Raw genomic sequence first — 16,776 nt, 5'->3', positions numbered from 1 at the left:
AGTAAATGGTGTATCTCATAAATTATTTAATAGGAGGAATTATTAATTACATTCCCGGCAGCCCTAAACCTTTCAAACTCTTACCATTCATCTTCTTCATCATTTTTTTCATTTGGTCAAACTGTGCGAGTAGTTTGTTGAGTTCTTGAATATTTCTTCCACTCCCTTTACAAATTCTTTGTTTGCGTGAGTTGTTCAATATCATTGGATTTTGTCTTTCTTTGGGAGTCATGGACTGTATCATTGACTCCACACCTTTGAAAGCATCGTCATCTATATCTAAATCTTTGATTTTATTGCCAATTCCCGGCATCATTCCGAGCAGGTCCTTTACAGAGCCCATTTTTTTGATTTGTTGAATTTGTTTCAAAAAGTCCTCAAGGTCAAACTGGTTTTTGTGTAACCTTTTGCTGATTCTGGATGCTTCTTCTTCATCAAAAACTTGTTGTGCCCTTTCTACTAACGAAACAACATCTCCCATGCCCAGTATCCTATTTGCCATACGATCGGGATAGAACATATCAAGGGTGTCAAGTTTCTCGCCACTGCTGACAAATTTGATAGGTTTGTTTACAACAGATTTGATTGAAAGTGCAGCACCACCTCTTGTGTCTCCATCCATTTTAGTCAGCACCACTCCGTCAAAATCAAGTCTGTCATTAAAAGACTTAGCAGTATTTACGGCATCTTGACCGGTCATTGCATCAACTACAAACAGAATTTCTGAGGGTTTTACTGCTTTTTTGATGTTTGCAATCTCGGTCATCATTTGCTCGTCCACACTCAGGCGACCTGCTGTGTCAATGATGACAGTGCTCATCCCTTTTGCTTGTGCGTATCGAATACCGTTTTGTGCAAGCTCAACCGGATTTTTATTAGCATCCTCAGAATAAACCTCAACTTCTATTTGAGAGCCCAATACTTTCAATTGGTCAATAGCCGCAGGTCTATATACGTCTCCCGCTATCAAAAGGACTTTTCTTCCTTTTGATTTGAGCATTTTAGCAAGTTTTCCGGTAAATGTCGTTTTACCCGAGCCTTGCAAACCCGAAATTAGAATTACTGCCGGAGAACCTGCAAGGTTGATATCCTTTTGGTCTCCTCCCAACAGTTCTTTGAGTTCATCATTGACTATTTTGACCATGAGTTGACCCGGAGAAACCGATGTCAGTACGTTGGCACCCAACGCTTTTTCTTTAACACGGTCAACAAAATCCTTGGCTATTTTGTAGTTTACGTCAGCATCAACCAATGCCCTGCGAATTTCTTTCAGGGTTTCTGCTATGTTGATTTCTGTTATCTTTCCCTGACCTTTAAGGGTTTTAAAGGCTTTTTCTATCTTTAAACTTAGATTTTCGAACATGCTTTATTTTTTCGGAGTGCAAAGATAATAAACCTTATCCGAATTAGCGTATAAGGTGCAGTGTCCCTTTGAAATCGTATGCTTTGCCATCTAACCCGACTGCTCTGATTTTGTATAGATACACTCCGTTAGGACAAGCTTTTTCCTGAAAATTTCCGTCCCAACCTTCGTTCAAATCATTGGTCATAAACATTTTGTTGCCCCAACGATCAAATATTTCCATTTCGTAAGTATATAGACGATTGTCGGTGCTTTTAGTGATGTAAATAGCGGTTGGCTTAAATACATCATTTTTTCCGTCATTATTGGGAGAGAAGGCATTAGGAATATAAACTTGACTTTCTGGTATGTCGCATGAAGTGTTGGAATATGAGGTGTCCATTAGCCCGTTTCTAACAGCATAAACTCTCAAACAAATATCTCTGTTGTCAACCACATTAATACCTTCAAAAATATATTGGGTTGAATCAGAGGGGAGTTCTTTTACAAAAACATAATCACCAAACTCATTTTTTTCTTCCACTACATACTTTGCAACGCCATTATCCCATTCTTTATAAGGGTTCCATGACAAATTAGCTCTGTAATTTCTGATGTTATTTTTCAGCAAAATGCTTCGAGCTTCGATAGATTTCGGTGCCGCATAGCCACACATGTCAACGGCACTGATATAGTATGAATAAGAGGAGGAGTTCACATCTGCATTAAAATCAGTGTAATTAAGTGCTGTGGTGGTGTCGTAATTTTCGTTGCTCGAATTGTCGCTGTGTCTTTGCCTACTTATTTTGTAGTGAGAAAAATTAGGCATGGCAATGTAAGGAGTCCAATGTACAAGAATGTCTTTATCATTGATTACAGTGGCTTTGCGGGGTGCCACTTGGTCTGAGGGGTAAATGTAATCAGGTTTTTCACAAGCTATATTGCTCACAGAACGCCATTTTTGGTTCTTGTGAACAGCTTCTATATAATAACAGTATGTGTGTTCACATAAGTTAAGGTCAAGATAGTTATCTGTTGAGTTGTCAACGGTATCGATGGGGATGAATTTTCCACCTTCTTCGGAACGATAAATAATATAGCCCCAAAAATCATTCAAATCCCAACCTATATATTTAATCCAGTTTATCAATAGCCTTGATGGGCCTGACTTGTCAACTTTTGTAGAGATGGTACAATGTGGCATTCCGTATTTGGAAACAATACCACAAGTGTCACCAATAGTTGTTGTGTAACAATAACGCTTTGCATTTACGTTGATTCCCGTGTTTACTAAAAATGAAGTGTCCGTGCGATTGTTGGTTTCATACAGTTTGGTGTATCCGGTTTCATCTAAATAAAAAGAATACTTTGCAAACTGACCTACTGCGGCAGGCGGCCAAACTCCCAAAATGTCTTTATTGTTTTGAACGGTTACATAGTGCAGTCCACTGTTAGCAGGAGGGATGGTGTCCAAAACAAAGACAAATCTGCCAAAAGTGTCTTGGCACGAATTACTGTCTTTGACTACCAGAGTAACATACTGATTCAGAGGAGACTTATAACTGTATGTTGGGTTGCGCTTGCTGCTTGTGTCTTTTAGATTAGCAAGATCGCCAAAATCCCAAAAATAGGAAGTGATTTTATTGTTTGTAATAGGCTGGGCAAAGAATTGAAGTGGAGAGTTAAAGCAAATACTATCGGAAGCAGGAATAAAGAACGATTTTGGCTTGGGCTGGACAAGGATGCGCAACTTGTTGGGAGCTGTTGTATCTGAACAGCCGTTTACATTAAAGCCCGCCAAGCGCGGATAATAAACCCCGGCAGAATATGATGCTGCAGGATTATAATCGCTTGCGGAAACAAAATTGCCATCTCCTTTGAAGTCCCATTTGAATGAAACTCCATACAATGAATTGTTTATGTATGTAGATGTATAAACTTCGCAACCGAGAGTGTCTGTTGTAGTGAAGTTAGACTCTGATGATTTTTTTACGCAAACATTGTCTTTGTGCTCATACGAAGCAAAACAACCATTCTTGTCAACCAATACGAGTTTGGTTTTGTAACATTGTACATTCAAACTCTTGTCCATAACCGTATATTTATGGTTGTCAAAGGCGGTTGAATCTAATGCCGTGCCATCACCATAATCAAAGTAAAAACGACTATAGTTATGACTTGTGTTCTTAAAGTCAATCAAAAGTGGTTCGCATCCGGCAGTTATTTTATAGTCATATTCAGGAATAGGCCCAATCACTTTGACATAACCGAGTTTGTCCATTGTATCTCTGCAACCCGGGGTTGTTACTACAAGGCGAATATTAATCCCGCTGGAATCAGTATTTTTGGAATAAACATGCGATACCGGATTGGATTTGTTTGTGACAAAAGTATCACCATCACCGAAATACCACCGATATTCACTTCCATACCAAACGGGAATGGGTTTGAAGGTGTTCATAACCGGAGCACAAAATTGAACCGTGTCCGAACTATTGAAATCCGGAGTAGGGTCTATGACTCTGATTAGCCTTTGCTGCGTGTCTTTGCACCCCCCAGGACCAACTGAATAAAGAGTGATATAATAATCTCCTTGCTTTTTGACTGTTATACTCGGGTTGCTTGTGGTATCATTGGGTGAAATAATAACGGCAGATGGACTGTCAACCACCCATTTGAATGTTGTGGCATTCAAAGAGCTATTGTTGATAGGTGTCGTTGTATTGACACATCTTACACTACTTGCAAAGCTGAAAGAGGCGGTTGTGCCTACTATAAAATAATTGGAATAAAATGAATCATTGCATCCCGAACCATGGGTTACTACCAAGCGTGTGAGTTGTGACCCTTTTCTGTTATATGTAGCGGTAGTATTCAAGCCTGTATTAGGAATGAAAAGAGTGTAAGGCGCCATGTTAGGTTGGGCTTTCCATTCAAAAGTATTTGAACTGTTGTTTTTATAATTGTAATCTCCGTGAACAATGCCTTTCCATTTTACAGTTAACGGCTCGCAGCCTGTCATTGGGTCAAGAGTTGTTAGTGTCAACCTGATTCCGCTCACTTTGATTCTGAATGCTGCTGTAATAGTGTCTCTGCACTGATTGTTGGCTGAGCTATATACAAATCTAACTTTGTACATACCCGGATGGTTTAATGCAAATTGTTGTGAGTCGCGGTTGTAGGAGGATACAACTGTAAGATTTGTGTCTGTATGTTGCAACACCCATTGCGTGTTATAAGTTTTAAAATCATTACGAGGGAAATCTGAATACAAGGTTACAGGGTATAACCTGCACGGCAGCGAGTCACTTACACTGATGGTGATTTTAGGTGCATCCACTTTGATAGTATCCTTGAAGAATTTACTTCCCGAACAACCTTGTGTATTTGTGGCTTTCAGATAAACACCATAGTAACCGGTGTCTGGCAGAGTCACTAATTGAGGATTGATACTGCCTGAAAAAAGTATCATTTTTGAATTCTTGTAATATACCTCCCAATAATGATTATTTTTTGTTCCGGTTGTGCCTTCAGGAGTCGTAGCAGTAAGGGTGATTTTCTGTCCCTTGCAAGCAGGTTGGGGAACTATACTGAAACTTGGGAGCAAAGAATCCATCCCAACGGCATTCTGCATAACTAATGAATCTACACAACCGCTTGCTCCGGTTGCTTTGAGTTTGACTGTATAATAAGAAGTGTCTGCAATGGGGAATACAATAGAATCCGCTGAGCTTGAACTGAAAATTAATACTCCGTTTTTTTGATTTATCACTTGCCATGCAAATTGAGTAACTCCCGCACCGATTAAATCTGATTTATTGATTGCCCTAAATGTCTTAGGCAAAACGCAAGTTCTGGTCAATGGAAGTGCAAACAAAGGGTTAGGTCCCTTGATTGAAACCATATTGTTGAAACTCTTTGTGGTAACACAACTATAATTTGTATAAACAACATTTACACCGAATGTCCCGATTTTATTAAAACCAACGGTGATGGAAGTGTCTGTTTGTTTGATAATTGTAACAGGAATAGAATCAAAATTCCATGTTATAGTACCGCCCTTGCTGTTTGTTACTGTGAAAGTGATTTCTTCTCCGGTGCATGCAGTGGATTTGTCTATAGTAATATTGGCATCAATTGAATCATATACCTGTATCCAATTGTCTTTTGATAGGGTATAACTGCAGCCTCCCGAGTTTGTAAATGTATGTTGTACAGAATATAAACCTTCCGGGAGTGAGATGTTGGGGCTGGAAGCGGTTGAAGTAAAAGTATCGTTTGCAGATTCAAAAGACCAATTAAAACCAACAAAAGAATGATTTTGCAAAACGGGTATGAGCCTCGTAAACTTGAGTTCCATAGGTCCACAAATAAGTGTGTCGGGACTGTAGCTCATGTCGGCAAACAAAGAGTCAAAGCCCCAATATTGGTAAACAGCGGAATCATAACTCTTTACATTTCTACACCCAAAACTGTCGGTAGCAAAGACATACAAAGTCTTGATGCCATAGCTTGAATCAAAAAGGTGAGAAAACACCTTGGGCGCATTGGTATATGCGGTTCCGTCCAAAATGTAATCACGTGTTTTAATATTGGGTGAAAGGTCTGTAAAGACAACCGTATCAGGTCCGTTGCACAACTTGAATTTGTCCCATATTACATTAATGGAAGGTTTAGGTTTAATCTTGATATATTGAGGCTTCTCTATTTCACACACAGCAAGATTGATCAATGTAACCTTTAATTTAACTGTATAATCACCGGCTGAATCATACAATCTTTTGGGTGAGGTATTACCGGCTAAGGTTCCATTGCCGAAATTCCATTCCACCGAAGCCCCCGGAGGCAGGTTAATAATATTGAATTGCACAAATGCAGGATTGCAGGAAATTGTATCTGAAGAGTAAAAGTCAATTGACCCGCATTGCGATTTTGCGGTTATACTACTCAGGGTTAAAACCCAGAGCATTAGAATACATTTACTATGCTTCATTAATAGGTTCAAACCGAATTTTTTATTAGCTGCAAACAATTTGCAAAATTACTGAAATTATAGGTTCTTTGCCACTCTTATCAAACAACATGAAAACAACATTTGGTTTTTTGTACAAATCCATTACACTCGTAGTCATTGTATTATCTTTTTTTGTTTTGGGCTGTAAACAGAAAAATACGGGAGTATCACCCGCAAGCCCCGAAAACAATAAAGCAGCTTATGATTTTGAACTTGCTCTTTATCAACAAGCTTATAAGACCGGTGATCATCATACAGCGATTGTAGCTATCAATCGTATGTTATTGATTGATTCTACTCAAACTCATTTTTATGACAGCCTTTCAAGGCACTATATTGCCATCGGAAATGCAACCAGTGCGGGATATTATGCCGAGAAAGCTTTGACGCTTGATCCCGGAGATATCAGGATGTTGGAAATCGCAGGGTATATTTATTTTGATGCCGGTGCATTCAAAAAGGCAGAAGAAAAAATCACCAAACTCTATCAAATTACCAAAGAACCTAAGTACCTATATTCTTTAGCCCAAGTTTACACTTATATGGGCGACCCAAAACGTGCAAACGAAATGGCTGATATTATTTTAAATGATTCTGCTTCTGACCAAATTTATGTAGATGTTTCTACTTCAACCGGTGAAACTCAAAGTGTAAAAATCAAAGCTGCAGCATATTTTGTAAAAGCAAACCTTCAACAGTCTCCAAAATCAATTATCTCTTATTTAGCTAAAGCTATTGCTGTACAGCCGGATTTTGAGATTGCAAAAAAAATCAAAGAAGATATGGAAGTGCAGGCTAAGATGCAGGAAATACAAGGCAATAATGATATTTTGAATAAATATCAAAAGAAATAATCGGGTTATTTTACTCCCTTTGGCGCCCACAGAATTTCTTGGGTGTTTGTTAATTTTGCTTCAAAGCGAGCAAGGTTAAACAGATAATCAGAAAATCTGTTAATATAAGCAATGATTCTGCCGTCAACCTCTTCTTGCTCATTGAGCTGAACTATGATACGCTCTGCTCTACGGCAAATACATCTTGCTACATGAATTTGTGAAATGACAAGACTTCCACTGGGAAGAATAAAATTTTTCAATCGTTCAAGTTGATTGTCAATGTTGTCAATCCGCCCCTCCATTTCTTTGATGTCTGAATCTTCAACCTCGGGCATCTTGAAATCTTTACCTGCTGGTGTGGCAAGCAAGGCTTCAATATTGAACAAATCACTTTGTACTTTGATTAAATATGCTTTTTCGTTTTGGTCATGAATGGAGGCTATGAGTATGCCAATATAACTATTCAGTTCATCTATGGTACCGTATGCTTCTATTCTGGGGTCAAACTTGCTTACTTTGTCGCCACCAATAAGAGTAGTCATGCCTTTGTCGCCTTTTTTTGTATAGATTTTCATTTAGATTAGTTAATTTCTTCTTTTTCGATAATGCCGTCTTTGAGTCTGATAATTCGTTTTGCTCTACGGGCTATATCCTCTTCGTGTGTAACAAGTATGATAGTATTTCCTTGTTCATAGATTTGTTCAAACAACAACATGATTTCGTCCGAAGTTTTAGAGTCTAAATTTCCGGTAGGTTCATCGGCAAGCAATATGGCAGGATTGTTTACCAAAGCCCTTGCTACTGCTACTCTTTGTCTTTGACCTCCGGATAATTCATTGGGCTTGTGAGTTATTCTGTCCGCCAAACCAACTCGTGCCAATGCATCTGTTGCTCTTCGAATACGCTCTTTCTTCCCTATGCCTGCATATATCAAAGGGAGTTCTACATTTTCAAGTGCAGAATACCTCGGCAGTAGATTAAAAGTCTGAAAAATGAAGCCTATCTGTTTGTTACGAATTTCTGCCAGATTATTGTCTGAAAGTCCTGTTACATCAATCCCGTTCAATAGATATTTCCCCGAATTAAAATTGTCCAAACAGCCAATTATATTCATTAAGGTAGATTTGCCCGAACCGCTGGGTCCCATGAGAGCTACATAATCTCCTGTGGAAACTTCGAGATTAAAGTTCTTTAGAACCGGCAGCGTTTGGCTTCCCATTGTGTAGGATTTGTTCAAACCGATAATCTCTATGACTTTTTGTGTGGTCACTGTTTGGGCTTGATTACTTTGGTAACCCTGAAAAAATCAGAGTCTTTGGCAGGGGCGTTCTTTAATGCTTCTTCTTTGCTAATCATCCCTTCAATTCTATCTTCTCTAACAACATTAGTGTTAGGTGTCATATAAATCAATGGCTCTACACCGTCTGTATTTACTTCATTAAGTGTTTCACAAAAAGCCACTGTCTTATTGAGATCTGCCATCAATTCTTGCTTTTCACTTTCTGAGAATTCAAGTTTTGATAACTCTGCCAAACGGTCAAATTCTTTTTCGTTAATTTTAGTCATTCTTTTCTATGATTTTATATTCAATCAATGTGTTCTCAATAATAGTATAAACTTTTGATTTGAGCGCAGGGATGTCTTCCTTTGTCAAACCTTTGGTTTCGATGGGATTATGAATTACTGTTCGCATTTGTCCGGGGCTACCGCTGATTCCGTTTTTGTGAACAAGTCTTTTGTAATTATCTAACATAGTTACCGGCACAATGGGTAGCTCATTTTCTATCGCCAATTTGAATGCTCCATTTTTGAACGAGGCAAGACGTGGTGCTTGATTTCCTATGGTACCTTCGGGATAAATGATAAAGCTATATCCTTCTTTGATTCTTTCTTCTGTCTGTTTGTAAGATTTTGCGGCTTCTACATTATTTTTTCTGTCTACTGCCACATCCACTGTTCTGAAGAAAACTCGAAAAAGAGGTATTTTCTTTAATTCCTTCTTCGCCAGAAACATATAGTTTCCTCTTGCAATGATTGACATGCACAAGATATCCAGATAGGAACTATGATTAGAAACATAAATACATGGCAGGGAAGATTTCATATTTTGGTTTTCTTTTTTAATTGAAATCCAAAGACCTGAAAAAAGCATAATCAGCAAAGCCCACAGTTTGCGAAGTTTATTTGCGAGATAATATCCTGATTTGTGTGATAACAGGATGAGAAATACGGGGTATAATGGTATAAATGTGAAAGCAAATACTATCGCAAACCAGATTGCATAAGTGGATTGGAGCGTTTTTTTAATCATTCTTTATTTCGGTATTTGCAGCATTTCGCTTTCTGTCTTTATTCATATAAATAAGTGCCATAATACCTGAGACCAATAAACCGATGGATGTGAACTGATACATATTGTCTCGAAATTGGTTGCCAATACTGTATCTATCTACGGTCATTTGAATAATTTCTTCTTTTGTTTTTTTGTAAAACTCCATGTATTTATCCATGTTGTCATTGAGTTTTGCTAAATCAGATTGAATGGCTTTTTCAATGATTGCGGGAAATTGTGTAGCAATAAAGGCATAAATACCCGCAATAGTAAGTGCAATAACAATACCTGCAAAGAGTCCTGCAATAATCACTGTGCCGGGTTTGGCATTTTTAGGGTCTTTCTCAAGGCTGTCTTGTCTAATATTTTTTGAAAGAAGATATACACAGGTAGCAGGTAAAATCAAGGAGTATATAAGCATGAAAAAAATCTTTTGGAAATTACTCATGTCAGGTCCATAATTGTTTAGATGTATAAACAAGAATGCTCCGGCAATACTTCCAAAGGATATCCCATAGACGAAAATTTTCTTAAACATGGCTGCAATTTAGGCTTGCAAAAATACAATTAAACTCTGTGTAAATAAACCCACAGTGATGATTATATTGAAACTTACTATTAAGCTACAAAAAGTAAATTATTCTGTAATGTTATCCTCTTCAGAATGATGTGTGAATTCGTCAAAATCGTATTCAGGCAGAAGTTCTTTTTTGACAAATCCAATAGTTTCGTTCATGGCTTCAATGAATTTGTTAAAGTCTTCTTTGTAGAGGAAAATCTTTTGTTTTACATAGGTTTGATCATCAAATCTTTTCTTGCTTTCTGTGATAGTAACATAATAGTCTTTGTTTTTCGTTTCACGTACATCAAAGAAATAAGTTCGCTTGCCGGCTTTTACTCTCTTGGAGAAGAGTTTGTCTTGATCGTTGTATCTGTTTTCCTCCATATCCACACTATTTAATACTGATTTAACCATCACAAATAAAAGACAAAAATGAATACATACAACCCTTTTGAGGTTATTTTATAAAATTTAGTAGATAAACCTGCATACCGATTGCAATTGAGTAATGTATCAAATGCAATGTTCTTTACAGATTTTTCACACTTTGCTTAAATGACCAGCCTCTATCTTTGTAATTGAGAAATAGGTCGAAAGATGCACAAGCAGGTGAAAGCAACACGGTGTCTCCTTTGTCCGCAAAGCGATGAGCAGTTTGAACAGCCTCTTGCATAGAGTTTGTGTTCAACATCAAATTTACATGTTTGCTAAAGGCTTGATGTATCTTAGTGTTGTCAAGACCAAGGCAGATAATTAATTTGACTTTTTCTTCTACGAGCGGAATTAGTGTACTGTAATCATTTCCTTTGTCCACACCGCCTACAATCCAGATGACAGGCTTTTGCATGCTCTCAAGTGCGTACCAAACAGAATTGACGTTGGTTGCCTTAGAATCATTGATGTACTCTGTACCGCCTACGGTTGCAACATATTCTAATCTGTGTTCTATGTTGTCAAAGTTGGCAAGACTTTCGCGGATGGCTTCTTTGCTTAGGTTCATGATGCTGCCTACAAGTCCTGCTGCCATTGAGTTGTAGGTGTTGTGGATGCCTCTTAGGGCTAAGTTGTCTGTATTCATGGTAAGGTATATTTTGTTTGCTGTGTCGGTTAGGTGCAATACTTTGTTTTCAACCCAGGCACCTGTCTCGGGTTTGTTGAAATAGCCAAAAGCGAGTTGGTTAACCCCGGATGGCACTATGTTCAGATTGCTGTATGTGTCAGGGTCGTCAATGCAATAAATGAAGTAGTCTTGTTCTGTTTGATTTTGGGTAATCCTGAATTTTGAATTGATATAATTTTGATATTCATATTCATATCTATCCAAATGGTCGGGAGTAATATTGCATAAAATGGATATGTAAGGATGAAAATCATAGGAGTCGTCCAATTGAAAACTGCTGACTTCCAACACAAAATATTCAGGGTCTTTGATTGCGACTTGTTTGGCATAACTTACTCCTATATTGCCTCCGAGTGCGACATTCAAACCTGCTTTTCTTAAAAGCTCAAAAACCATTGTAGTGGTAGTGGTTTTGCCGTTGGTTCCGGTAATGGCAATGACTTTTGCATGGCTGTATGACTGTGCAAAATCTAATTCTGAAATTATGGGAATATTTTTTTCTCTGATTTTCTTAATTATGTCGGTTTTGTCCGGTATGCCGGGACTTTTGATGATTTTCTTGCCGCTCAGAATAATATCTTCAGAGTGTGCACCTTGTTCAAAAGAAATGCCTGCTTGACGCAACTCTTGGGCGTATATGTCCTTGAGCATGCTTGCATCCGATAAAAACACGCTCAAACCTTTAGATTTTGCAAGTAACGCGCATCCTGTTCCGCTTTCGCCACCTCCCAATATGATAATGTCGTAGTTATTCATCTAAGTTTAAGTGTGATAATGGAAATTACTGCAAGAAGAATCCCTATAATCCAAAACCTGGTTACGATTTTGGCTTCATGAAAACCTTTTTTCTGATAGTGGTGATGAATGGGAGACATCAGAAAAACCCTTCTTCCTTCTCCATATTTCTTCTTAGTATATTTGAAATATGCCACTTGAATAATTACGCTCAGGTTTTCAACCAGAAAAATTCCGCACAACACAGGGATGAGTAATTCTTTGCGAATCACAATGGCAAATACTGCAATGATTCCACCCAATGTCAAACTGCCGGTATCGCCCATAAATACTTGGGCGGGAAATGAGTTATACCAAAGAAAACCTATACACGCACCCACAAATGCACCTGCGAACACAAGCAACTCACCCAAATGGGGGATATACATAATGTTCAGGTAGTTTGCAAACAAAATACTGCCCGATATATAGGCTAATACCCCAAGTGTTAACCCAATGATGGCAGATGTCCCTGCTGCCAGCCCGTCAATTCCGTCTGTGATGTTTGCTCCGTTTGAAACCGCTGTTATCACAAATATTGTCATCAGGATAAACGCAATCCAGCCGTATTGCTGGTAGTCATCTCCCATGAATTTTACAAGTGATGCATAATCAAATTCGTGGTTTTTGAGAAATGGGATATTGGTTTTAACTGACTTTTCATTTACAAAATAGAACAAGTCTCCATTGTACAAGGTCTTTTCCATCTTTGTTGTATCCATGTTCAGGATTACAGCTTGTTCAGGGGTTATGTGTTTGCGGGTGATAACACTTGAATTAAAGAATAATGTTGTACCTACGATGATTCCAATTCCTATCTGTCCGATAATCTTGGATTTGCCTGCCAAACCACCTTTGTCTTTCTTGAAAACTTTAATATAATCATCCAAAAAACCAATCAATCCCAGCCAGATTGTGGTGATAAGCATGAGGATAATATAGACATTATGAAGCTTGGCAAAAAGTAGTGTAGGGATGAGAATCGCACCAATAATGATTAGTCCACCCATGGTTGGTGTGCCTTTCTTTTGGTTCTCGCCCTCAAGTCCTAAGTCGCGTATGGTTTCTGCTACTTGTAATCTTTGTAGCGCTTTGATGAGTGTCTTGCCAAATACAAGTGAAATAAGTAAGGACAAAATGACCGCCATTGAAGTTCTGAAAGTGATGTACTTCCAAACCCCGGCTCCGGGAAAATCTAATTTGTCTAAGTATTCAAAAAGATAGTATAGCATATCGTCAGTTGATTAGTGATTTAAATGCGTTTTCTAATATCTCATGGTCGTCAAAATGTGTTTTAACCCCCTTAATTTCTTGATACGTTTCATGTCCTTTGCCTGCTACTAGGATTACATCACCCGGTGCGGCAATGGCAACAGCTGCCCTGATGGCTTCGCTCCGTTCTGTTATTTTGAGTAGTTTCTTGAAGTCCGTTGGCGCTACTCCCGCAGCCACTTCGTCCATAATAGTTTGAGGGTCTTCATCTCTGGGATTGTCTGATGTGAGTATGACCCGACCGGACATTCGTGCTGCAATTTCGCCCATCACAGGGCGCTTGGCTTTGTCTCTATTACCTCCGCAACCGAAAACGGTAATTAGCTTCTCATTGCCAGTTCTGATTTTGTTAATGGTTCCCAATACATTTTTGAGTGCATCGGGAGTGTGTGCATAATCAATAATCCCTGTGATTTTATTAACGCTCTGCACTCGCTCAAATCTGCCTTTTGCACCCCTGAGTGCACTCAACCCGGTGAGTATGTCATGTTGTGGAATGCCCAACAAAAAGGCGGCTCCATAAACTGCTGTAAGATTGCTTGCATTGAATTCTCCTACAAGACTTACCCATACTTCTTCATCTTCGATTTTGAGCAACATTCCGTCAAAATCAGTTTCCAAAACCTTTATTTTAAAATCTGCAATGCGATCAAGGGCGTAATAAAATCTGCCTGCTTTGCAGTTTTGTAACATGGTTTTGCCGTTTTTATCGTCTAAGTTTACAAGCGCAAATGCATCATCAGGCAGATTGTCAAACCAGAGTTTTTTGCATCTTAGATATTCTGCAAAGGTTCCATGATAGTCCAAATGGTCATGAGTGATATTAGTGAAAATAGCGCCATCAAAGTGCAATCCGTTGATTCTGCCCTGATGTATGGCAATTGAACTCACTTCCATAAAAGCATATTCACATTCTTGTTCAACCATTTCAGCAAAAAGCTGATTGAGCCTTATAGGGTCGGGAGTGGTATGTGTGCTTTCGTAGGTCTGTGTTCCGATAGTGTAGTTGATAGTCGAAATCAATCCGCATTTGCTGCCTCTATCACTGAAAAACTGGTAGAGCATGGTGACGATAGATGATTTTCCGTTTGTGCCGGTTACACCCACAAGGGTTAGTTTTTCGCTCGGGTTGTCATAATACGCAGAAGCTATGTAGCCTATGGCTTGGCGTGAATTTTCACATGCGATAAAACAAATATCTTTATTGATTTTAGGCGGCAGTGTTTCACATACTATGGCTGCTGCACCTTTTTGGATTACGTCAGCAATAAAATTGTGTCCATCTATCTTAGTACCTTTGACAGCAAAGAACAGGCAGCCTTTTTTTACTTCATCCGTGTTTTGGGTAAGGAATGAAATTTCTGCATTTTCGTTTCCGTGCAACGTATAAGCTTTGAGTCCGGTTAATATTTCTTTTACTTTCTTCATGGTTTGAGTTCAATCAATACTTTATTGCCGGGTACTATGGGTGTGTTTGCTGGGAGACTTTGATATTTTATCCATCCATAACCTTGAACAGAGACGGTCAGACCCATTGATTCCAAGAGGTATAATGCATCTTTTAGCCCCATTCCTGTTACATCAGGCATTTTGTTTTTGACGAATTCTTTGGGTTTGAGGGTGATATATTTCTCTTGTCTGAATGCTCTCACCCATTCACTTCCTGTGTTTCCCTCTGCGGTATTGGAACTGATTTGAAGCGTGTTAAGTACAAATTTGATATCATCTCTGTATCCGTCTTTAATAACAGGTAGGATTACATCTTCGTTGGGCTGAATTTCAGGGTGAATATCAAGCAATGTAGCATATACTTTGTCGGCAATTTCTCTGAAAACCGGTCCTGCCATAATATTGCCATAGTAACCTCCTTTGCGCGGTTCATTTATTATCACTATACATGAATATTTGGGCTTGTCGGCAGGGAAGTAACCCACAAATGAGGCTTTATGGGAGTTTTTATCGAATCCGCCAAGTCTATATATTTGTGCAGTTCCGGTTTTGCCCGCAACTTTATATTGAAGATTTCTTAGATTTTTTGCTGTGCCACTTTCTACTACGCTAATAAGAAGTTCTCTGAGTTTTTCTACGGTGCTTTGGGAACACACTTTTTCGTTTAATACTTCTGTTTCATGTTTCCACAGTACTTTATCTGTTTTTCTGATTTCAGAAACAAAATAGGGCTTTACCATCTTGCCATTGTTGGCTATTGTGTTGTAAATATTGAGTATTTGCAGAGCTGTAACACGGGACTCATATCCGATGGCTGTCCATGGAAGTGTGGTCAAATACCAGTCCTTGTCTTTGGGTGATTTGATGCGAATATTACCTTCGCCTTTGAGCTCTATCCCCAAGGGACGATCCAGATTTAGCCTTGACAAATAGTCAATAAATTTTTGTGGATTGCTTTTGAAATATTGCTCCACAAGCCCTGCAATACCGACATTGGATGAGTATTCAAATGCCTCCCTGAGCGTGATTTTCTTGTTGGGAGAACTATGGGCATCTTCCATAGTTCTGTCATAGAATTGTTTTTTTCCGTAATTGATGTCCACACTGTCGTCAAGGTCAATTACACCTTCTTCCAATAATGCAAGAACACTCGCAAGTTTGAATGTTGAACCGGGGTCGGAAGCATCGCCAATAGCCAGATTCATACTCTCAAAGTAGCTTCCGTCTTTCATGCGATTAAAATTGGCAATTGCTCTGACGGCACCGGTTTCCACTTCCATTAAAATAGCACAACCGCTCATAGCATTGGCGCTGTCTAATGCGCGTCTTAGGGCATCTTCTGCCACATCTTGGATATTGATATCAATAGTGGTTACAATATCATAACCATTTTCAGGCTCAAATTCATTGTTTTCCATAGGACGCCACACACGAGCCGAGACTCTTTGTTCGTAGCGCTTTCCGCTTTTGCCTCTCAGCAATGAATCGAATGATAATTCCAGTCCAACCGAGTTGCCCTCACGTGAGGTAAAACCGATGGTTCTGCGCGCAAGTTTACCAAATGGCATCTCACGTACATTGTGTTCTTCTTTGATGAGTCCGCCACCATATTTTCCTAACCTGAAAATCGGCCAATCATTCATGTCTTTGGCTAATTCATACGAAATATTGCGCTGGATTAGCAAATAGCGCTCTTTATTCTTGCGACCATTAACAAGATAGCTTCTCCAAAGTTGATAATTTTTGTCGGGCAAATGAATTGAAAGTAATAGAGCGAGAGAGTCAACGGATTTGCTGAATAATTCGGCAGTAATTTTAGGTGCTCGTGTATCAAAGCGAATGTCATATTTTGGTAAAGAGGTTGCAAGAAGTCTTCCGTCATTACTCAAAATGTTGCCTCTGATGGCTTTAACTTCGCGAAGTCTGATACTTTGTTCTTGACTGAGTTTCACATACTCTTTGCGTTCCAGAACCGTTAGGTCAAATGCCTGAGCGATGATAATTCCGGCAAAAATCAATATGGCAAATACCACAATTCGGGTTCGGAGCAGTATGGATTTACGCAAACTCATTGA

General features: G+C 38.9%; 13 protein-coding genes. 1 reads left to right on the top strand and 12 read right to left on the bottom strand.

Translation table 11 applies throughout. The features are described 5' to 3' along the window. Positions 1-46 precede the first annotated feature (46 nt). Positions 47-1,363: a signal recognition particle protein gene (ffh, locus tag M9892_07115; GenBank protein MCO5254114.1), complete on the bottom strand. Its 1,317-nt coding sequence runs from the start codon at positions 1,361-1,363 to the stop codon at positions 47-49. A gap of 43 nt (positions 1,364-1,406) precedes the next feature. Then, a complete protein-coding gene (locus tag M9892_07110) occupies positions 1,407-6,335 on the bottom strand; it encodes a PKD domain-containing protein (GenBank protein ID MCO5254113.1) in 4,929 nt (1,642 codons plus the stop codon). Between the two features lie 89 nt (positions 6,336-6,424). Here M9892_07110 and M9892_07105 point away from each other — a divergent pair, with 89 nt between their 5' ends. After that, entirely contained in the window at positions 6,425-7,210 is a 786-nt protein-coding gene (locus M9892_07105) for a hypothetical protein (GenBank protein MCO5254112.1), read from the top strand. A gap of 5 nt (positions 7,211-7,215) precedes the next feature. Here the strand turns inward: M9892_07105 and M9892_07100 are convergent, their stop codons facing one another. The 10 genes from M9892_07100 to M9892_07055 form a co-directional block, all read right to left on the bottom strand. Further along, positions 7,216-7,767, bottom strand: coding sequence for a cob(I)yrinic acid a,c-diamide adenosyltransferase (locus tag M9892_07100; GenBank protein ID MCO5254111.1), 552 nt, complete (start codon positions 7,765-7,767; stop codon positions 7,216-7,218). Between the two features lie 5 nt (positions 7,768-7,772). Then, positions 7,773-8,411 carry an ABC transporter ATP-binding protein gene (locus M9892_07095; protein MCO5254110.1) on the bottom strand — a complete coding sequence of 213 codons (639 nt, stop codon included), beginning with the start codon at positions 8,409-8,411 and terminating at the stop codon, positions 7,773-7,775. 47 nt (positions 8,412-8,458) lie between these two features. Continuing rightward, positions 8,459-8,758, bottom strand: coding sequence for an Asp-tRNA(Asn)/Glu-tRNA(Gln) amidotransferase subunit GatC (gatC, locus tag M9892_07090; protein MCO5254109.1), 300 nt, complete (start codon positions 8,756-8,758; stop codon positions 8,459-8,461). After that, positions 8,751-9,503 (bottom strand): 1-acyl-sn-glycerol-3-phosphate acyltransferase, encoded by a 753-nt coding sequence (locus tag M9892_07085; GenBank protein MCO5254108.1) that lies wholly within the window; start codon positions 9,501-9,503, stop codon positions 8,751-8,753. Before M9892_07085 ends, gatC begins: the two co-directional genes overlap by 8 nt. Next, positions 9,496-10,062, bottom strand: a complete 567-nt coding sequence (locus tag M9892_07080; protein MCO5254107.1) for a sulfite exporter TauE/SafE family protein — start codon at positions 10,060-10,062, stop codon at positions 9,496-9,498. Before M9892_07080 ends, M9892_07085 begins: the two co-directional genes overlap by 8 nt. Positions 10,063-10,161: 99 nt before the next feature. Continuing rightward, complete coding sequence (locus M9892_07075; GenBank protein ID MCO5254106.1) at positions 10,162-10,470, bottom strand: PUR family DNA/RNA-binding protein; 309 nt, start codon at positions 10,468-10,470, stop codon at positions 10,162-10,164. A gap of 145 nt (positions 10,471-10,615) precedes the next feature. Continuing rightward, entirely contained in the window at positions 10,616-11,962 is a 1,347-nt protein-coding gene (gene murD, locus M9892_07070) for a UDP-N-acetylmuramoyl-L-alanine--D-glutamate ligase (protein ID MCO5254105.1), read from the bottom strand. After that, positions 11,959-13,212 carry a phospho-N-acetylmuramoyl-pentapeptide-transferase gene (gene mraY, locus M9892_07065; GenBank protein ID MCO5254104.1) on the bottom strand — a complete coding sequence of 418 codons (1,254 nt, stop codon included), beginning with the start codon at positions 13,210-13,212 and terminating at the stop codon, positions 11,959-11,961. Before mraY ends, murD begins: the two co-directional genes overlap by 4 nt. A 4-nt stretch (positions 13,213-13,216) precedes the next feature. After that, positions 13,217-14,680, bottom strand: a complete 1,464-nt coding sequence (locus M9892_07060; GenBank protein MCO5254103.1) for a UDP-N-acetylmuramoyl-L-alanyl-D-glutamate--2,6-diaminopimelate ligase — start codon at positions 14,678-14,680, stop codon at positions 13,217-13,219. Further along, complete coding sequence (locus M9892_07055) at positions 14,677-16,773, bottom strand: transpeptidase family protein (protein MCO5254102.1); 2,097 nt, start codon at positions 16,771-16,773, stop codon at positions 14,677-14,679. Before M9892_07055 ends, M9892_07060 begins: the two co-directional genes overlap by 4 nt. Positions 16,774-16,776: the final 3 nt, after the last annotated feature.

Source organism: Bacteroidota bacterium (assembly GCA_023957335.1).
GTDB lineage: Bacteria > Bacteroidota > Bacteroidia > NS11-12g > UBA955 > JALOAG01.
The sequence above is the reverse complement of the archived record's forward strand: the minus strand, read 5'-3'. Positions and strand labels throughout refer to the sequence as shown.